General features: G+C 51.4%; 13 protein-coding genes. 12 read left to right on the top strand and 1 reads right to left on the bottom strand.

What is annotated here, in order from left to right:
- The first annotated feature begins 28 nt into the window (after window positions 1-28).
- The 12 genes from DEF47_RS18350 to DEF47_RS18295 all read left to right on the top strand — a co-directional run bounded on the left by DEF47_RS18350 (window position 29) and on the right by DEF47_RS18295 (window position 18,678).
- Window positions 29-505, top strand: coding sequence for a sugar transferase (locus DEF47_RS18350; RefSeq protein ID WP_012191106.1), 477 nt, complete (start codon window positions 29-31; stop codon window positions 503-505).
- Window positions 505-1,752, top strand: coding sequence for a glycosyltransferase (locus tag DEF47_RS18345; RefSeq protein WP_012191107.1), 1,248 nt, complete (start codon window positions 505-507; stop codon window positions 1,750-1,752). Before DEF47_RS18350 ends, DEF47_RS18345 begins: the two co-directional genes overlap by 1 nt.
- Before the next feature lie 18 nt (window positions 1,753-1,770).
- Complete coding sequence (locus DEF47_RS18340; RefSeq protein WP_012191108.1) at window positions 1,771-2,904, top strand: glycosyltransferase family 4 protein; 1,134 nt, start codon at window positions 1,771-1,773, stop codon at window positions 2,902-2,904.
- A 35-nt stretch (window positions 2,905-2,939) separates the two neighbouring features.
- A complete protein-coding gene (locus DEF47_RS18335; RefSeq protein ID WP_012191109.1) occupies window positions 2,940-4,043 on the top strand; it encodes a YveK family protein in 1,104 nt (367 codons plus the stop codon).
- Between the two features lie 53 nt (window positions 4,044-4,096).
- Window positions 4,097-5,602 (top strand): O-antigen ligase family protein, encoded by a 1,506-nt coding sequence (locus DEF47_RS18330; RefSeq protein WP_012191110.1) that lies wholly within the window; start codon window positions 4,097-4,099, stop codon window positions 5,600-5,602.
- On the top strand, window positions 5,586-7,052 hold the full coding sequence (locus DEF47_RS18325) for a lipopolysaccharide biosynthesis protein (protein WP_012191111.1): 1,467 nt from the start codon (window positions 5,586-5,588) through the stop codon (window positions 7,050-7,052). The genes DEF47_RS18330 and DEF47_RS18325 overlap by 17 nt, the downstream gene beginning before the upstream one ends.
- 1 nt (window position 7,053) lies before the next feature.
- A complete protein-coding gene (locus tag DEF47_RS18320; RefSeq protein WP_012191112.1) occupies window positions 7,054-8,190 on the top strand; it encodes a glycosyltransferase in 1,137 nt (378 codons plus the stop codon).
- A complete protein-coding gene (locus tag DEF47_RS18315; RefSeq protein WP_012191113.1) occupies window positions 8,187-9,332 on the top strand; it encodes a glycosyltransferase family 4 protein in 1,146 nt (381 codons plus the stop codon). The genes DEF47_RS18320 and DEF47_RS18315 overlap by 4 nt, the downstream gene beginning before the upstream one ends.
- A 265-nt stretch (window positions 9,333-9,597) precedes the next feature.
- Complete coding sequence (locus DEF47_RS18310) at window positions 9,598-10,785, top strand: glycosyltransferase family 2 protein (RefSeq protein ID WP_012191114.1); 1,188 nt, start codon at window positions 9,598-9,600, stop codon at window positions 10,783-10,785.
- Window positions 10,786-10,818: 33 nt separating this feature from the next.
- Window positions 10,819-12,705, top strand: a complete 1,887-nt coding sequence (gene asnB, locus DEF47_RS18305) for an asparagine synthase (glutamine-hydrolyzing) (protein ID WP_012191115.1) — start codon at window positions 10,819-10,821, stop codon at window positions 12,703-12,705.
- Between the two features lie 69 nt (window positions 12,706-12,774).
- On the top strand, window positions 12,775-15,084 hold the full coding sequence (locus DEF47_RS18300) for a cellulose biosynthesis cyclic di-GMP-binding regulatory protein BcsB (protein ID WP_012191116.1): 2,310 nt from the start codon (window positions 12,775-12,777) through the stop codon (window positions 15,082-15,084).
- A 222-nt stretch (window positions 15,085-15,306) separates the two neighbouring features.
- Window positions 15,307-18,678: an ATP-binding protein gene (locus DEF47_RS18295; protein WP_012191117.1), complete on the top strand. Its 3,372-nt coding sequence runs from the start codon at window positions 15,307-15,309 to the stop codon at window positions 18,676-18,678.
- A 105-nt stretch (window positions 18,679-18,783) separates the two neighbouring features.
- Here DEF47_RS18295 and DEF47_RS18290 read toward each other — a convergent pair whose 3' ends face one another.
- Window positions 18,784-20,583, bottom strand: a complete 1,800-nt coding sequence (locus DEF47_RS18290; protein ID WP_012191118.1) for a S8 family peptidase — start codon at window positions 20,581-20,583, stop codon at window positions 18,784-18,786.
- Window positions 20,584-20,820 lie beyond the last annotated feature (237 nt).

Here is a 20,820-nt window from a genome sequence, read left to right as displayed (position 1 = left end):
CAAAATCGATTCGCCCAACGGGCCGATTATGTTTACCCAAAAACGCACTGGCCAAGGTGGCCGAACCTTCCGAATGTATAAATTTCGCACAATGGTGCCCAACGCCGAGGAAATGAAAAAGCAGTTGATGCACCTCAACGAATTGCAATGGCCTGATTTTAAAATTAGCAATGATCCTCGCATTACCAAGGTTGGCAAATTCTTGCGCAAAACCAGCCTCGATGAATTACCCCAATTGTTGAATGTGATCAAAGGCGAGATGAGCCTCGTCGGCCCACGCCCAACCTCATTTGGCGCTCACACTTACGACTTATGGCAAACTGAACGCCTCGATGTTCAGCCAGGGCTAACTGGGCTATGGCAGTTGTTTGGTCGCGCTAGCACCGAATTTCATGATCGCTTGCTCTTGGATATTGCCTATATCGAACGTCGCTGCCTGTGGCTCGATATTCAAATTCTGTTCCGCACGATTCCTGCCGTGTTGAAACAGCGGGGTGCACATTAGTGGCACAACCAATCGCTTACATGATGTCACGGTTTCCGCATCTGTCGGAAACCTTTATTCTGCGTGAAATGCTTGAAATGGAACGGCTTGGCTGGGATGTTAAGCTGTTTCCGTTGATGTTGCAGCAACAAGCGGTCGTCCACGATGAGGCCAAGCGCTGGATTCCGCTGGCTCAACCGCAGCCATTTATCTCGCCGCATGTTGCCCTGAGTTCGTTACAGCGTTTGGCCAAACAACCTCTCAAAACAGGTGGCATCGTTGCTAAAACGCTAGCCGAAAGTGCCACAACTCCTAGCGAATTAGTCCGTAAATTGGCATTAATTCCTAAAGCAATCACCTTGGCTAAGCATATGCAGGCCCAGCAGATTGCCCATATCCATTGCCATTACGCCACCTATCCTGCCTTTGCTGCGTGGATTATCAATCGCCTAACGGGTATTCCCTATTCTTTCACCGTCCATGGCCACGATATTTTTGTCAATCGGGCGATGCTGCCGACCAAAGCCCGTGGAGCCAGCGCCATTATGGCAATCGCCGAGTTTCACCGCGAATTTTTGGTTGAAAAATTAGGCGAATGGGTACGCGATCGGATTCATATTGTGCATTGTGGCATTCGCCCTGAGCGCTATCAACCGCAACCCAAGCCAGCTGGCGAACGCTTTGAAATTTTGACCACCGGCAGTTTGCAAGATTACAAAGGCCACCCCTTCTTGATTCAGGCCTGTAGTTTCTTGCGTGATCGTGGGATCGCCTTTCGTTGCCGCATTATTGGTGGCGGCGAAGATCGCCCAATGCTTGAGCAATTGATTGCCGAAAAACAATTAACTGGGATGGTCGAATTGCTTGGCCCGCAGCCAGAAACCGCCGTGCGCGAGCTGCTTGCTACCGCTGATTGCTATGTTCAAGCTAGCATTATCACGCCCTCAGGCAAAATGGAAGGCATTCCGGTTTCGTTGATGGAAGCCTTGGCCTGTGAGTTGCCAGTCGTGGCCTCGCGCATGTCGGGCATTCCTGAATTGGTGCGCCACGGCGAAACAGGCTATCTTGTGCCCCCCGCCAATGCCGCAGCCCTAGCCGAACAACTGCTGTATGTACGCGATCATCCTGAGGAAGCCGCTAGTTACGCTGCTCGTGGCCGCGAACTGGTCCAACGCGACTTCAACTTAGTAACTTGCGTCGAAAAACTTTCTGAAACGTTACTCGCCGTGAATCCCGCTTTGCAACGGCCAATTCAACGCAATGCCTAATGCTCAGGAGCAGCTGTAATGCCCCAGAAGATTGCTTTTCTTAAAATTCGCGATTTTTCATTTATCAATCCCAATCTGATCGCTCAATTTAAGCGGGTATTCCCTGAATACTCGCTTGAGGTTTTCGATTTTAAGGATTGGCTCAAATACAATCCGCATCTTTATCTCTTGGCGATGGCAGCCGTGTATAAAGAATATGGTCGCGACATTTTGGCTGGTCATAAGCAGCCTAATCCGCATTTATTCGTCACCCGTTGGATTGGCAAACAGATTAAAAAGCTGGTGCAACAGCGTTTCAACCCGCGCGAATATGCCTTTACCTTTCAAACTCAGACCAATTTTGATGCGAGTGTGGCGGGCATGCCCCATTTTATTTATACCGACCATACCTTGCGAGCCAACTGGCGCTACAAATTATTCGATCCTAGCAGAATTCAATATTCAGCCGAATGGCGTTCAGCGATTGAGCCAGAGATCTATCGCAACGCCAGCAAAATCTTTTTTGCCAGCAATTTTGCCCGAACTTCAGCGATCGAGGACTATGATTATCCGGCTGAAAAGGCTGAATGCGTATATACAGGTATTAATGTTAAAATAGACCCACCAACCAACAAAGCATATGCCGCCAAACGGATCTTATTTGTTGGAGTAGAATGGGAGCGCAAAGGCGGGCCAGAAGTCGCCGAAGCGTTTAAACGCATCCAAGCCAAACATCCCGACGCTACATTAACGATTGTGGGATGTTCGCCTGAGCTTGATCTGCCCAATTGTCAGGTGATTGGGCGAGTGCCGCGTGAACAAGTTGTTCAGTATTTTCGTGAGGCAACTATTTTTTGCATGCCCAGCCGCATCGAGCCAGCTGGGATCGCCTTCACTGAAGCGGCTATGTATAAACTTCCCATTATTTCGGCCAACAGTGGCGGCCTGCCCGACCGCGTGCTGCACGGCCAAACTGGCTATCTAATTGAACCAGGTGACGTTGATGGCCTGACCAATTATTTAAGTGATTTATTGGATCACCCTGAACGATGCCGTGAATTTGGTGAAGCTGGCTACCAATTAGCCCATCGTGAATTTACTTGGGATCGCGTTGGCGATCGCATTCGGGCTGCTATTCTTTCAACTATTCAACCAACGCAGCGCATGGCCTAGCCAGCAGTCGGCGCTGCAACAAAGGAACCGTTGCTATGGAATTTCGTCATTATCTTCGAATGTTAGGGCGCGGCTGGTGGCTGATCGCTCTGGCAGCATTAACTGGGTCAACTTTGGCGCTGGCCCGCGCTTATGTAACTGAGCCTGAGTATCGCACGCGCACGCGCCTGTTGCTCAGCCCCAACTTGGCACGGGTTGATAGCGGCCAAGAGTTATATAGCGTTACCACCTTGCAAAATCGTACAATCGTCAATACGATTGCCGAAATTCTGAATAGCGGCAGCCCGTTCAAGGAAACTGGCTCGGTGCTTAATCTGCCGCCAGCCGAAGTTTTGCGCTACAAAAACAATGCGGTGACAGTTCCTGAAGCCAACGTTTTGGAAGTCTATGTTGATGGGCCTGATGCGCCAACCACTGCCTTGTTAGCCAATAGTTTGGCTCAACGCACCATTGATTTTGTTGATCAAAAATATCCCAGCTATAGCCTAACCGTACTTGACCCAGCCTTGCCCTCATCAACCCCCCAAAGCCCGCAGCCAGTTCGTGACACGACCTTGGCCTTGATTTTGGGTGCAGTTGTTGGTGCAATTATCGCGATTGTGCAAGAGCAACTCAAAACGCCGTTGGAAGCACTGCGTCGCCGCAGCACCGTCGATGCCGTTTCGACCGCCTTTACCCGCCGCCACTTCGACCAACAATCCAAGGAAGCGCTGGGTCGCAGCTCGATCGCCTCGTTGGGTTTGGTCTATCTCGATGGCATGCAAGATGTGATCGATAGTATGCCTGCGCCAGTTGTGCAGCGGGTGTTGCGCCATGCCAAAAATGTGTTGCGCAACGAACTACGCGGCAACGATATTGTGGGCCGTTGGGATAACACGACCTTCTCGATTTTGTTGCCCGAAACCCCCGAAATTGCCGCCACGCGCACGCTTGATCGGATTTTGAACGCGCTTGATCAGCCAGTCGAAACTGGGATCGATGACGTGGTGGTCAAACTCACGCCCTATGCTGGTGGAGCCACCCGTCGCAACAATATGGCTTATGCCCAATTAGTCGAAGAAGCTGAATCGGCCTTGACCCGCTCGTATCGCAGTGGCGAAAAGAATGTGCTCTTCTCAGCCGTTGAACAACCTGCCTAAATTAAACCAACCTGCACGGCATGCAATTCATGCCGTGCAGCCATGAGGTCGTTATGCTGGCCAACACACCGCAAGAAGAGCCAACCAGCCAACCAGATGTTTTTAACAGCAAATGGATGAAATTTGCCTTTGCTTTTTTAGCGATCGCTGGGGGCGCTGGGGTTGCCGCCGCCTTGGCATTTTTCGATAACCCCTTGAAATTAGTGCTGCTGTTTGGTGGCGCTGGTGCAGCCATGGTCACAATGCGCAATAGCGAATGGGGCTTGCTGGCACTGGTGTTCATGAGCTACACCCGTTTTTCCGATGTGATGGTGCGCAACGGAGCGCCCTCAACCGCCCAACCATTTTTAGCGTTGCTCTTTTTAATTATTTTCTTGCGCTGGGCACTCTACAACCAAAAACCCGAGCCTTGGCTCAAGCCCGCCGCCTGGATCTTTGTCTATGGCATGGTTGGGGTCGCCACATTTCTCTATGCTGATGATGTCATGCGAGTTAAGAATGGGGTCATCACCTACTTCAAAGATGCGATTATCGTGATCGTGGTGGTGATGATGATGCGTTCGCCCAAGATGCTGCATCGTTCGATGTGGGCGCTCTTGTTCGCTGGCATTTTTATGGCTTCGATTACCACCTGGCAGCAATTAACTGGTACGTTCGAGAACGATTATTTGGGCTTTGCCAAAGCTGGCAAAATGCAAATCGTCTCAGGCGTTGAGGATGATTATCGGATTGCTGGGCCAATCGGCGACCCTAATTTCTATTCACAAGTGCTCTTGACCCTAATTCCACTGGGCATGGATCGCATGTGGAATGAGAAGAACAAAAAATTACGCTGGTTTGCAATTTGGCAATTGAGCGTTTGTATGGCCTCAATTTTCTTCTCGTTCAGTCGTGGGGCATTTCTCTCGCTCTCGATTGCCAGCTTAATTATGTTTGTGCGCCGACCACCCAAGCCGCTTTCGGTGATCATTATCATCGCTTTGGGTTTTGTAATCATCCCGACCTTGCCAGCTTCGTATATCGCGCGGCTCGAAACGATTCCCGAGGCAATTCCCGGCTTAGCTCAAGAAGATGTGCGCAACGAGGCTTCGTTCCGTGGCCGTTCGAGCGCCCAACAAGCGGGTTTACGCATGTTCTGGGCTAACCCAGTTTTTGGCTTAGGTGTGGGCAATTTTGGCAATCACTATCAAGAATATGCCCGTGATCTAGGACTTGATAACAGCCGTTGGGACCAAGCGCCGCACAACATGTACCTTGAAATTCTGACCGAAAAAGGCTTATTTGGGCTTTCGGTCTTTAGCGCAATGATGTGGGTGCTGTTCCGCGATATGAACCGAGCACGTAAAAAGTTTCGCGAAATCAATATGGGCGATTTCGATGGTCTGATCTTTGGTTTCCAGGCTGGGTTGGTTGGCTATATGTTTGCCGGGATCTTCCTGCAACTATCCTACCCACGCTTTTTCTGGATTTTGATCGCCATCGCCTATGCAATTCCCAATGTTGCCAATAAAGCTTATGAAGAGTATCGCGAGGCGCTACCAAATGGCGAAACAGCCTGAAACGATTGTCCAGAGTGCGGCTCGTAATACATTATGGTCGTATGCCGCCACCTATGGCGGCAAAATTCTGATCTTTATCACCACGGTGATTCTGGCTTATTTCGTGACCAAAGCTGAATACGGCTTGGTCGGCATGGGCTTGACGGTTATCGCCTTTCTTGAGGTGATGCAAGATCTAGGGATCGGCTCGGCAGTAATTTATCGCGAAGGCGAGGATGCTGCTAACACCGCTTTTTGGCTTGGCTGTGGAATCGCCTTGACGCTCTTTAGCATAACTTGGTTGGCAGCACCCTTAGTTGCCACCTATTTCTTGCAAAATAATCCTGATGTGATTCCGATTATTCGGGCCTTGGGCTTGAGCTTTCCCTTGTTTGCCATGCGCAATATTCACGATGCCTTGTTGCGCAAACGCATGCAATTCAAAAAACGCTTTATTCCCGATCTGATTCAGGTCAGCAGCAAAGGCGCAATTTCGATTGGCTGTGCCTTGGCGGGCATGGGCGCTTGGAGCTTGGTTTGGGGCCAATTGGGTGGCTCGGCCTGTGGCGTGATTGCCTATTGGATGGTCAATCCATGGCGACCTAACTTCAAGATTGATCGAGCCGTGATCAAGCCGCTGTTGAGCTTTGGTAGCAATATCGTGGCAGTCAATGGTTTGGCTGTCATGTTGGCGCAAACCGATTATCTGCTAGTTGGACGCTATCTTGGCGATGCAAACTTAGGTATTTATACCAATGGCTTTCGCTTCCCTGACCTGATGGTGATGCAAGTTTGTATTGCCTTGGCCAATGTGCTGTATCCCTTGTACAGTCGTTTGCGCGATGATCCTGCTGGGTTGCAACAGGGCTTTTTTATTGCCTCGCGGTATGTCGCCTTAGTGACTGTGCCGCTTTCATTGGGAATTGCAATTACGGCTGAGCCGTTTGTTTTGACCTTGCTAAGCGTAAAATGGATTGAAACTGTGCCGATTATGCGCACAATTGCCATTTACACCCTGTTTCTTTCGCTGGGCTACAACGTTGGTGATGTCTACAAGGCGCAAAATCGCACCAGCATTTTGACCAAGCTTTCAATCGCTCGTTTAATTGTGTTAGTTCCGGCGTTATGGTTTGCCGCTGCCCAGTTCAAATCGTTGCAGGCAGTCGGCATTACCCATGCAATTGTGGCATTTTTGGGCAGCACACTTAATTTGGTGGTTGCCGCCAAAGTGCTGAACATGCCGATTCGCCGAATTTTGAGCGCCTTCCAACCAGCCATAATTGCTGGCACGGTGATGAGTACTTGTTTGATTTTGACCCTGCTGGCCTTGCAAAACACTCCTGCATGGCTGCAACTCTTGGCGGCAGTCGTGGTGGGCATCGGCTCCTATGCTGGAACTTTGTGGTTTGGTCAGCGCGAAGTTCTGACCCAAGCAGGCCAAACCTTACGTGGTGCGGTGGCACGGAGATAATATGCACGTTGTTCAGGTGATCGATTCGCTCTATCGTGGTGGAGCACAACAATTGCTGGTAACCTTCGCGATCGAAGCCCAACGCCGTGGGATCAAAACCAGCGTTGTTTGTCTCAAGGATGAAGATCGCGGCAGCAACTTGGTTGAACGGCTGAATGGTTTGGGCGTTGAAGTGCTGCGTTTGGCTGCGCCCAAAATGCTGGCCCCTAAACGAATCTGGCAATTAACCCGTTGGCTGCGGCGCAATCAGGTCAGTGTGGTGCATACCCATTTGACCTATGGCAATGTCGTAGGTATTTTGGCAGCCCGTTTGGCTAATATTCCTGTGGTGGCGACGATGCACTTAGCGGGCTTCGATCCATCAATTGCCAATCGCCAACAGCAGTTTGAGGCCCAAGTGGTACAGCGTTTGGCGCAGCAAATTATCGCTGTTGGCTATACCACTCGCGATGCCTACCAGCCAATTATGCCCAATCGCCAGCTGCATGTGGTGCATAATGCCGTGGTAGCCGTGCCAGAAATTAGCCCTGAGCAACGCCAAACCACGCGCGAAGCAGTGTTGGGCGACCCAAATTTGACCATGTTGATCAACGTTGGGCGTTTTGCGGCAATCAAAGATCTGCCAACCTTGATCGATGCCTTTGCCTTGGTGCATGCTCAACATCCCCAGGCGCGGCTCGTTTTGGCGGGCGAAGGCGATCAACGACCCAAAATCGAAGCCAAAATTAACGCACACCAATTGCCTGCAGTGGTCAATTTGCTTGGCGCACGCGATGATATTCCAGTGCTATTGCGTAGCGCCGATTTGTTTGTCAATTCGTCAGCCAACGAAGGATTGCCGATCGCCGTGCTCGAAGCCATGGCCGCAGGCTTGCCGATTATTGCCACCAAAGTTGGCGACGTGCCGCATGTGGTTCGCGAACAAGCGGGCATTACGGTTGCGCCGCATGATCATCAAGCCTTAGCTGCTGCAATTAATCAAGTTTTGAGCGAGCCAAGCCAGATCCAGGCGATGCAACAGGCTGCTCAACAAATTATCGAGCAATACCATAGCCCTAGCGCGTGGGTTGATCAATTATTAAGTTTGTATACCGCCGCCCACGAGGGCGTTGACCAGCGCGAGGCTGTCTCGGCATGAACGACACGTTACACGTAGCCATGATCATCCAAGGCTATTTTCCGCGCATCGGCGGCGCTGAACGCCAGCTTGCGGCTTTGGCTCCTTTTTTGGCCGCTGAAGGCGTGGCAATTAGCGTGCTGACACGACGGTATGCAGGTTTCAAGCCCTTCGAGATAATCGACAATGTGCCAGTCCATCGCTTGCCAATTCCTGGGCCTGTGCCAACTGCGGCCTTGGTTTTCACCGCAGCAGCGATTCCCTTGCTTTGGCGTTTGAAGCCAAATTTGGTCCATGCTCACGAAATGTTTTCGCCTGCCACCACGGCGATTGCGGCCAAACAAGCCTTGGGTCTGCCCTACGCCGTGACCGCCCATCGTTCAGGGCCACTGGGAGATGTGCTGCGCATGCAACAACGTCCGTTTGGCAAAGGCCGGCTGGAGCGCATCACCAAAACTGCCGATGCCTTTTTCACGATCAGTCGCGAAATCGATCAAGAATTTGAGCAGATTTTGGGCATTGAGGCCAAGCGGCGACATTATGTGCCCAACGGGGTTGATCCTGAAAAATATTGCCCAATCGCTGCCGAAGCCAAAACTGCGCTACGCCGCGAACTCAATCTGCCAACCGAAGGCACAATTACGCTGTATGCTGGGCGGCTCTCTGAGGAAAAACGGGTGCGCTATTTGGTTGAGGCCTGGCCAGCAATTCGTGCCAAACATCCCGATGCGACCTTATTGATTTTGGGACAGGGGCCAGAAGAAGCCAATCTCAAGGCCAAAACCAGCGATGGAGTGATTTTTGGCGGGGCGGTGCATAATGTGCCACCCTATTTGCAAGCCGCCGATGTGTTCGTGCTGCCATCGATTGCCGAGGGTTTTTCGGTGGCAATGCTCGAAGCCATGGCCAGCGAATTAGCCGTCGTGATCACCGATGTTGGCGGTGCACGCGATGCGATTGACGATACTGTGCATGGCTTGGTGATTCCGCCCGACGATCAGCCAGCGCTTGAACAAGCTTTGTTGGCAGTTTTGGGCGATCAAGCCTCGCGCCAACGCATGGGCCAAGCCGCTCGCCAACGGGTGCAACAAGAGTTTGCCCTGAGCGTGATTGCCAAGCAATTGCGCGGATTGTATGAAAATATAGCCACGTTAAGAACATAGAACATAAAGCATAGAACATAGGAGCGAGGGTTCAGGAGCTAGGGGTCGGGGAGAGAGTAGTCTTGCTTTAACGCAGAGGCACAGAGAACGAAGAGGATGAAGCACTTAGGGGGTCAGGTCGAGCTATTAGCATCACAGAATAATCATACAAATCTGTGCTAATCTGTGGCTAAAACAAGAATTTCGCGATCTTCGCGTTCTTCGTGGTTACAACCTTCGTGCACTTCGTGTCCTTCGTGGATCAATAGTGATTAAGGAATATTCAATGATTGCGGCGTTATTTTGGCTGTTTACAGGCAGCGTCATCTATACCTATGCTGGTTATCCAGCGCTGTTGACTTTACTAGCACGCTTTCGACGTGAGCGCGGGCCTTATCCGCACGCTGAGCCAGCAGTTACTTTGCTGATTGCGGCCTACAACGAAGAGGCTGAAATCGCTCGCAAAATTGAAAACTCGTTGGCCTTGGATTATCCACGTGAGCAACTGCAACTATTAATTATTGCCGATGGCTCAAGCGACCGCACCCCCGAAATCGTGCAGCAATATGCCGATCGCGGCGTGGAATTGCTGTATGAAGCTCCACGGCGCGGCAAAATGGCGGCGATCAATCGGGCAATTCCATTTGTGCGCGGCGAAATTATTGTTTTCTCTGATGCGAACAATCGCTATGATGCCAATGTGATTCGCGAATTGGTTGCACCATTTGCCGATGCTGATGTTGGCGCTGTTTCTGGCGCAAAGGTAATCGAAAAGGGCGACGGCGCTTTGGGCGAATCCGAAGGGCTGTATTGGCGCTACGAATCGTTCGTTAAAAAGCAAGAAAGCAAATTGGCTGGTTGTACCGCCGTTGCTGGCGAAGTGCTAGCGATTCGCAGCGATTTATTTGAGTCGCCGCCCGATGAAATTATCAACGACGACACCCATATGGGCATGCGGATCATCGCCCGTGGCTTTCGGATTCACTATGCGCCCCAGGCTCGCTCACACGAACGGGTTTCGCAATCGGCGCAGGATGAAATTGCCCGTCGCGCTCGAATTTTCGCTGGACGCTATCAAGCCATTACTTATGCTCGTAGTTTGTGGCCATTCCGCCGCCCACTCGCCTTGTGGCAATTACTCTCGCACCAAACCTTACGCACCTTGGTAGCGGTCAATATGGTCGGCGCTTTGGTGATGAACATTCTGGCAGTGCTCTCGCCAAGTAAGGCAAAATCGCATAAACTACTACGTTTAGCAGCACCATTCAATTGGCTGTTGTTAATCTTCCAAATTGTGTTCTACACCATGGCTTGGCTGGGTGGCCGAGTTGACTCAAATAGTAAACTAGGCAAGGTGGTTTACATTCCAACCTTCCTAGTCAATAGCAATTGGGCTGGCTTGATTGGCCTATATCGCTTTGTCCGACGACGACAAACCACGCTATGGCAGCGAGTGGGGCGGCGCACGAACTAACTTCGACTGTTGTTGGTGAACTGAGGTGATCCTATGTGTGGTATTTGTGGCATTGTCTATTTTGATCGCAGCCGTACAGCCGAGCGACCCTTGCTCGAAGCACTGTGCGACAATATCCATCATCGCGGGCCAGATCAAAATGGCTTTTATCTCAATGGCCCAGTTGGGCTTGGCTCAGTCCGGCTTTCGATTATCGACGTTGCAGGCGGCAAAATGCCCATCGCCAACGAAGATGGCTCGATCTGGATCGTCTATAACGGTGAGGTTTACAACTTTACCGAGTTGCGCCCACGCTTGGAAAAAGCTGGCCATAAATTTGAAACCCACTCCGATACTGAAACAATCGTGCATTTGTACGAAGAAATTGGCGATGAATTTCCCAAGCATCTTAACGGCATGTTTGCCTGCGCAATTTGGGACGACCGTCGCCAGCGCTTGGTGATTGCCCGCGATCACGTTGGGATCAAGCCAGTCTATTATGCCAATTTAGGCGATCGCTTGGTCTTTGGCTCGGAAATCAAGGCCATGCTCGATACAGGCATCAGCCGCGAAATCGACCCAATTGGCTTGCACGATTATCTTTCGCTGAATTATGTGCCTGGCCCAAACACAATTTTCAAAGCGATCAAAAAGCTTCAGCCTGGCCATATGCTGACCTACGAAGCTGAAACCAATGCCGTCGAAGTTAAGCAATATTGGGATATTCCACGGGTGGTTTCGCCGCACTTCAAAATCACCGACGACGTTGAAACCGACTTGCTGAATCTGTTGCGCACGGTTGTGCAGGATCAACTGATTAGCGATGTGCCCTTGGGCGCATTTCTCAGCGGCGGGGTTGATTCGAGTTTGGTCGTGGCTTTGATGAGCGAAGTCACCAACCAACCAGTTAAAACCTTCTCGGTAGGCTTTGCTGAAAAATCGTATGACGAATCGCCGTATGCGCGAATTGTCGCCGAACGCTTCCGCACCGATCACCACGAAATCATCATGAATCCTGATGCGCAGGCCACGGTTGATGCCATGGTTAAGTATTTTGACGAGCCATTCGCCGATTCGTCGTCGGTGGCGGTCTATGCAGTCAGCGAATTGGCGCGGCAGCATGTCAAAGTGGCGCTCAGTGGCGATGGTGGCGATGAGGTGTTTGGTGGCTATGCCACCTATCAAGCAGACAAAATTGCCGCGCTCTATCGGCGTTTGCCCCAAGCGATTGGCGGCGGGTTAGTACCAAGTTTGGTCAATATGCTGCCCACATCCGATGGCAAAGTCAGCTTCGATTTCAAGGCCAAGCGTTTTGTGCAAGGCGGGATGCTTGCCCCGTTGCCAGCCCATGCCGCTTGGAAAGCCTTTATGAGCGAATCGATGAAAGAGCAGTTGTACGCTGGCTCGGCCATTTTGACCAAGCAACGACCAACGGTTGATCTCTTGCAAGGCTATTACGATGCCTACAATGCCGACGATGTGCTCAATCGCTTGCTGTATGTCGATTCCAAAGTGCAGTTGGCCGACGATATGCTGGTCAAAGTTGATCGCATGAGTATGGCCCACTCGCTCGAAGTGCGCGTGCCGTTGCTCGATACGCGCTTGGTCGAGTGGATGGCCAAATTGCCCAGCCACACCAAAATCAATGGTATGAAGCTCAAGTATCTGCTCAAGCGAGTGGCCGCCAAAGTGCTGCCAGCCCAAATTTTGGAGCGGCGCAAAGCTGGGTTTAGCGTGCCAATTCCCCAATGGCTCAAAACCGATCTACGGCCATTGGTCAATCAAAAACTTTCGGTTGAGGCCTTGACCGAACAAGGTTTCTTCAACCCACAATATATCGCAACAATGCTGAGTGATCACTGGGCAGGGCGGCACGATTACAGCCGCCAAATCTGGAATTTACTGATGTTCAGCATGTGGTACGAGCGGTACGGCAAATAAGCGACGTACCACCAACCCTGCCAGCGTAACAGTGCGTTACGCTGGCCTATTGTCTCGCAAGGAGTTCGCATGGTTCGTTTAGTGCGCGTTTTTCTGCTTTTTTCCGTGGCGCTGGGTCTTTTTGCCAGCTTGCCAATGGTTTCACAGGCTGCTCGCACCAGCCTTAATCCTATTTCAGCAACAACTGCGGCAGCCCCGCTTAACCAAGCAACGGTTACGCCGGTAGTTACCGATAGCGATACTGTGACCTTTGCCCAGCTTGGCGCTCGCGAAGATTCGATGGAAGGGCCATTCAATGCCCGTTATATCAACATTCGCTTGCCAAATACCTGGAAATTAGAGCCAGGCGCAGCGATTACGCTCGATTTTGAAACCTTCGTTTCAGGCAGCGCCGTCAGCAGCGAAGAAAACGTGCAGTTTTTTGCTGGCTCGATGGATGTGCAATTTAACAATGTGCAGCTTGAACGAATTTTCTTAGATCGTTCAGGCCCGCGCCAAGTGACCATCCCCATTTCAGCCACCGCCTATACCTCAACCCGCATCGATGGTGCTCACACTCTGGGCATTTTGCTCGATGCAGGCTTAAATTGTGGTAACGATAGCCAAACCAGCGTGATCATTCGAGCAACCTCATCGCTTAAATTGCCACATACCTTGGGTACGCTATCAACCGATGTTAAGCAACTGCCCCGCCCAATCTTCCAAGATTCACCGCTGGAGCCAGATGTTGCCACGATTATTGTGCCCAACAACGCCAGCGCTGCCGAGCTTGAAGCAGGCTTGATTGTGGCCGCGAAAGTTGGCAGCATTACCTCAAGCCGGATTCAAGTGCCGTTAATCGCCGAAAGTGTGCTTTCACCAACCTTGCGCACCGAATCGCACTTGATTTTCGTGGGCCAAGCTGCCAATTTCGAAAATTTGGATGCTGTGGATTTTGCTGAGGGCAGTGGAGCCGAGGGCTTTAATCTGAGCGAAGCTCAAGCCGCCGATGGCATTATTCAAATGGCAACCTCGCCTTGGAACCAACAACGGGTGGTTTTAGCCCTCAGCGGCAACGATGACGAGGGCGTGATCAAAGCTGCCAAGGCATTTAGCACCGGCAACATTCGTGCTAGCAGCGAGCCTTCGATTGCTGTAGTCGCTGAAGTTAATTCGCCCGATGTCTTGACCAAAACCTTGAATTTGCAAATTACCGATGTGCCAAGCACTGGCTTGACGGTCGAACGCAGCTTCCGTAGCCTTGGCTTCGAAACGGTTTCAGAGTTTGGAATTGGTGGGCATACCTTTGAACTGAATGTTGATATGCCCAGCGGCTATGAAATGAACGACGATGGCTATATCGAAGTCCATTTTGCCCACTCGGCACTGCTCGATTACTCAGTTTCAGCGATGATGGTGCGCGTCAACGATCGCCCAGCAGGCTCGATTCGCTTCGACGATACCACCGCCCAAAATGGGGTCGGTCGCGTGCCGATTGCACGGGGCAACTTGAATGTTGGTCGCAACCGAATCACGATTAGCGCCAACTTGATTCCCAATACGCCTTGTGTTGATCCCAACCTTGCGGGGATTTGGTACACGCTACGAGCTGATTCGATGATTGGGATTCCAGTGCGGGCCACGCGTGGGCGCTCGGTGGTGCTGCGCAATTTAGCAACCTTCCTTGAGCCATTGACGATTAGCAATACTTTGAAAAATTTGGCCTTTGTTGTTCCAAGCGATGATCCAGCCAGTTGGACGGTCGCAGGCCAACTCGCCACGGCCTTGGGCGATAGCCTTGACCCAGCTTTTGTCGAATTACGCGCGGTCAATCCGGAGCAAGTTGCTAGCGTCCAAGCAAATCATGATTTGATTTTGGTTGGTCAAGCACCTGATCATGCTATTTTGCAAGATCCAGCGTTGCAGCCAATTATTCCTGCCCCGTTTGCCCAAGGCAGCAAGCATCCAACCCTTGGCAATAGTCGGGTGGTCTATCGAATTCCAGCTGAATTGAGCCTTGGTTACTTAGAATTTATGCGTTCGCCATGGAACGAGCAGCGCAGCATTTTGGCGGTGCTTGGCAGCACCGATCAAGGCGTGCAATGGTCGGGCAATGCCTTGACGACTTCGCGCCTGCGCACGCGGCTCAACGGCAGCTTGGCAATCGTCAACGACCAACAGATCAGCGTTGAAGATCCGACGGTTACTGGCGATACTGCGGGGATTGCCAACGATGCCCTCGGCGAAAACCAAGATGACCCGATCTATCGTGAAGTTATACCACCTACAAAGCCCGAATGGATTTTGTATGCCATCGCGGGTCTGTTGGTGGTGATGGTGATCATTTCAGTGATTGTCATCATTCAAGCAGCCCGCAAGCGCAAGCAACGCCGAATTTAGAACAAAGGATCAGTTACTAGAGGTCGGGGATCAGTAGATCCTCGGCCTTTTTTTAAATTGAAACCACCCCCAAGCCACATCATTCCCTCTTTGTGTTCTTCGCAGTTCCCTACTACCCTATCTCTGATCCCTGATCCCTAGCCTCTGACCCCTCGTTTTGAGCTTGTGGCCGATTTTTTGCTATAGGCTCAGTATCGTTTCGTATGGAGCAACAATCGGTTTATGACAGTTCAAACAACTACGTGCTGCTCAACCTGCAATTTTGCCGAAAACCCGCCGAGTGCGCGGTTTTGTGGCAATTGCGCTAGTCCTTTACCGCTGCACTGTTTTAGCTGTGGCGCGGCCAATCCACCTGGCTTTCGCTTCTGCGGCACATGCGCCACTGGCTTGATTGAGTATATTCCTGCCGCCACAACACGGCGCGTGGTCACAATTCTGTTTGCCGATGTTTGCAACTACACCAACCTGACCAATCGGCTGGGTGCTGAGCATATGTATAGTTTGCTCGACCCATGTTTGCGACGCTTGGGCGAAACGGTACGGCGCTTCGAAGGTACAATCGATAAATTTACTGGCGATGGTTTGATGGCGGTTTTTGGCATGCCAGTCGCGCTCGAAGCGCATGCCGCCCAAGCTGCCTACGCCGCATTAGCCATGTTTGAAGAATTAGCCGCCTACAACGAAACAATTGCCCATGCTGGAGTGCAATTTCAGATTCGGGTCGGCTTAGCTAGTGGTGAAGTGATTGCAGGGTTGCTTGGGTCTGATCGCTACAGCGATTTGACCGTGATCGGCGGCCCAGTCAACTTGGCGGCGCGGCTGCAACAAGTAACCGATCCTGGCACGATTATGGTCGATGGCGATTTAGCCCAATCATTACAAACCAGTTTTATGTTCAACGAGCAGCATCCAGTTGCGCTCAAAGGCTTTGAGCAACCTATCACTGCGGCTATTTTAGCGGGCAAACAATTGGCCCAGGCGGTCGTTGATGGCAGTTTTGGCTTGCCTTTGATTGGCCGCGAGGCCGAATTGCGGAATCTGATCGGCGCAACCGAGCTACTACACAACGGCATGGGCGGCGTGATTGGCCTAACTGGCCGGGCTGGCGTGGGCAAAACCCGCCTGACCGCCGAAATTATTCAGCATTTGCATAGCCGTGAGGTCAAAGTATTGACCAACGATTGTAGCAGCGCCACTCGAATTGTGCCCTATAGCGCCTTTTTAGGCCTGATTCGCCAACTTTTCCAGATTGATCATGCCGATTCTGCCGCCACAATTCATCATAAAATCCAATTGATGATTCATAGTTTGGGCAATATGCCGCTCGATTTGCTGCCCTACATTGAATATTTGCTCTCGCTGGATTTTATCGATCAAAGTTTGGTTGAGCGGGTGCAACATCTTGACGCAGCTCAATTGAAGCGCCATGTCTTTTTGGCAATTCGCGAATTATTGGTAGCCTGTACCCGCCAACAATCGATGGCAATTGTGATCGACGATGTGCAATGGGCCGATGATCTATCGTTGGAATTGCTCGAATTTATTGCCGAAACCTTTGATGCTTCGTCGTTGCTGCTCTATTTGGTAGCGCGTGATGATGAAACGCCGCAGATTCGCCAAACCTTCAATCGGATTTTAGCGCAAGCCCGCCAACGTGGCTTAGTGCTTGAACTTAATTCGCTTAGCCCTGAAGCAGCCGAAGCCTTGATCAAACAAATTCTGCCGCAAGCTTCAGCCGTGATGATCGATCATTTGGTGCGCCAAGCCGATGGTGTGCCCTTCTATTTAGAAGAATTAGCGCGTCATGCCCTGCATGCTGGCCTTGATATTCAGGCTCAAAGCAGTGATAGCCTACAAATACCGTCAATGCCGCTTTCGCTGCAAGCGCTGATGCGTTCGCGCTACGATCGTTTGCCCAACGATTTGGCGCATAGTTTGGCGCTGGCGGCGGTGATTGGCCGCCGTTTTAGCCAGCAACTACTCTGCCAACTACGGCCTGAGCAACCGATCAATCAGCAACTCCAACAATTGCAGCAACGAGGGTTTGTACAGCCAATCGCCAACCATCACGATGATTGGGCATTTAGTCATTTGCTGCTGCAAGAAACAATTTACGCCAGCCTGTTGCAGCAACAACGCTATAACTTGCACGGCGAGGTTGCGCTAGCACTCGAAACCCACGATGAACAACGGCCTGAATTATATCTTGATGCCTTGGCCTATCACTTCAGCCGTTCGCAACTGACTCACAAAGCGTTGGAATATTTGTTGTTGGCGGCGCAACGAGCAGCTAGCCGTTTTGCTAACGACGATGCGCTGCGCTTGTATGATCAAGCTATGCCCTTGCTCAGCGAGTTGGATCACCCCGCAGCCGAACAAGCCGTGAGTTTGTTTCATGGGCGTGGCGATGTGCTCAGCTTTGTTGGGCGCTACGATGAAGCTCGCATGGCCTATCAACAAGCGATGAGCATGATTCAGCCAAACCCAGAAACCCAAGCGACCCATGCCACGATTTTGCGCCAACTAGCGGCAACCTATGAAAAACAGGGCAATTACGACGAAGCCATGCTGCATTTAGACCAAGCTCGTTTGGTTTTGGCCGATGGAGCCTTGTTTGATCATGCCCGCATTGATTGCGATGCCGGCTGGATCGCCTTTCATCGCGGCAATTTGACCCAGGCTGAGCGGTTGCTCAACAACGCCTTGACCATCAGCGAATTGAATCAACACCATGGCTTGCAAGCGCTGGCCGCCAATCGTTTGGCGGGGGTCTATTGGCAACGGGGAAGCCTTAAAGCCGCCCAAGCCTTGGTCAACCAAAGTTTGGCGGTCAGTCGCTATTTAGGCGATTTACCAGCAATGAGTCGGGCGCTCAATAACCTTGGGGTGATTGCGATGGAGCTGGTCGATTGGCATGCTGCCGCCAATTACTACGAGCAAAGCCTAGAAACCACCCAAGCTATCGGCGATTTGAATGGCCAGATTTTGGCGATTAACAATCGTTCGCATTGTATGTTGATGCTTGGATTGCTCAACGATGCGCTACGATTCTCGCAAATGGCTTTTCGTTTGGCCCGCCAAATTGGCGCAAAATTACATATGGCCACAGCATTAATTCAACAAGGCACGATTTCATTTTATGTTCAAGATTATCCACGTGCTCGGCGCTACTATCTCCAAGCCGAGCAGCTCTTTCGTGAATTAGGCCACTACGACCCCAAGCGAGTAATTTTGGCCGAAATGCTTGGGCGAATCGCGTTCGTGGAAGGTCGGCGAGCTTGCGCCAATCGGATGGCTGCTCGTGCTTTGCGGCTGGCCCAACAACTCAATGAACCACAATCGCTATTTCGCAGCCAAGCCTTGCAGATCTATTTGCAAGCCTATAACGGCCAACGCCGCCAAGCCAGCGAGGCGATTGATCAACTGCTGCAATTATCGGTTAACAATAATTATTTGTTGGCTTTAGGCTTGATCATTGGCGCGACGATTAAGCGCCTGAATGGCGATTACACGGTTGCCCTAGCCCATCAAGAACGTGCTGACATTTTATTTGAGCAGATGAATACCCCAGCGATGCTCCGCGAATACATGTAAAAACGCTGAGTTGTAACCACAACCCAGCGTTTTGTTGCGCTATTTTTTTGATGCCAAAATGTGGAAGCATCGCTGCTCCCACGCTCCGCTCGAAATGGTTGAAATTTAGTCGCTCACGAGGCTTCCAGCGTTGACATTGGTGGTTCCACTCGCAGCAGCGTTATTGCCAGCCCACGTGCTATAACTGCCAGCCCACGTGCTGTAACTGCCAGCCCACGTGCTGTAACTGCCAGCCCACGTGCTGTAGCTGCCAGCCCACGTGCTGTAACTACCAGCCCATGTTAGATAACTGCCAGCCCATGTACTATAGCTCCCCGCCCAGGTGCTGTAGCTGGTCGCAAGGGTTGAGCTATAGGTCGTGGTGTTATCAGTAAAAGTGTTGGTCACCGCATCATACTCAGTCGAGCCTTGGTAATGGTTGCTGGTATCATCGGGGTTGCTGCTCACAATCAGGTCGGTCGGCAAATCCATTCCCGCGTTGGCAGCGCCAGTGTTGCTACCATCGATCACCGCAGTTGGCACAACTTTGCCTGCGCCTTGTTGCCACGTGCTGTAAGCGGCTTGACCATCATCCAAAGTGGCAAGTTGGGCCGTGCCAGTCAAACGAGCCTTAATTTGGTTATTGGTCAAATTTGGCTCATCTTGCAACAACAAGGCGACAATTCCACTGACTTCGGCGGCGGCCATCGATGTGCCACTCAAGGCATAATAATTAAGCTGTTGCGAGGTTTTCAAATCAGCCCATTCGAGTTTGGCGCGTTCGCTAACCAAACCTGCGGACCCAGAATTAGCTAACACACTATCGGCGGGCAGGGGTGCAATGACCCGCGAGCCAGCAATCACCACATCGGGCTTAACAAAACGACTTTCGGTTGGCCCAGCCGATGAATAGGCTGCTAAACTATCGCTGCCATTGTCGTTGTAGATTGCAGGCCGAATTGCCCCGACACTGATGATATAGGGCACGTTGGCTGGAGCCATAATCGTGGCAGGATTTGGGCCAGTGTTGCCAGCCGCTGCCACCACCGTGATGCCCTCATTCCAAGCATGCATCACCGCTTGATTGAGCGGATCATACCAGTAGGGCGCAATCACTTCGGCTTGCAACGAGAGATTCAGCACCCGAATATCGTACTCGTCAGCATGCTCAATCACCCAATCAATCGCCGCAATAATCGTGCTATACGAGGCTTGGCCTTGCGAATTTAAGGCCCGAACGACCACATAATTCGCGCCTGGGGCAATCCCGACTTTGGCTCCGCTATAGCCTGCTGGCAAAGCGCGATTATCGGCTAAAGTGGCAAATACATGCGTTCCATGGCCGTAGGGGTCGCTGCTATTCGTAATTTGGTTGCTTGCCAACATGTCTTTATAAATCAAAAAACGGCTGCCTTGGTTGTAGCGAGCAGTCGTGTTATCGATGCGCTGCCAACGCTCAGGTCGTTCGATCGCTGGCAAACCCGAATCGATCACTGCCACGGTCACGCCGCGTCCATCGATACCACGGCGTTGCACCACATCAGCGCCGGTTACAATCGATGGATATTGCAATGGCGCAGGGTTGCTACTTTTGGGGCCAGCCTGCACAGCAATTGGCTGATCAACAGCTCCTTGCGCTGAGCTAGCAACCGCTTGATCGGCAAAAACCCGCAAGCCTTGCGCTTGCAGTTGAGCAATTTGTGGTTTGGTTAATTGGGCTACGCTGGTTTCAAAGCGGGCAAATTGGCGTTCGACAGTGCCGCCAACTGCTTGAATTGCCCTAGCTTGGTTGCTTAGCGCAGCACCTTGCACTAACATTGATTGCGGTTGGGTGGTTGCAACAGGCTGTGCAAGGCCAATCGCACTCAAAAAGAGGCTTGCCAGCAATAAACTGCGAAAAAATCCTCTGCGATGTTCTCTATCCATAGCGCCTCCAAAATTGGCATACATGCGATGTTTCGAGCGGAATGAGGCTGCTATATCATAGGCTATGCCAGTATTCGACGTTATGTATGGCCATTAGTCCTAGCTTATACTAGCCCATGGGGGAGATGCCAAGGCTTGTAGTAGCTTTTTCATCAACCATTAAGCTCGCTATGCTATAACTTCAACAGCGTGCTCCATGGCTTACAAGGATGCATTGGGTTCTGACATAGGTTTTAC

Source organism: Herpetosiphon sp., from assembly GCF_003512625.1.
In the GTDB taxonomy this organism is placed as follows: Bacteria; Chloroflexota; Chloroflexia; order Chloroflexales; family Herpetosiphonaceae; genus Herpetosiphon; species Herpetosiphon aurantiacus.
Note: the sequence above shows the minus strand (reverse complement) of the source record. Positions and strands in the feature narration are given on the sequence as shown.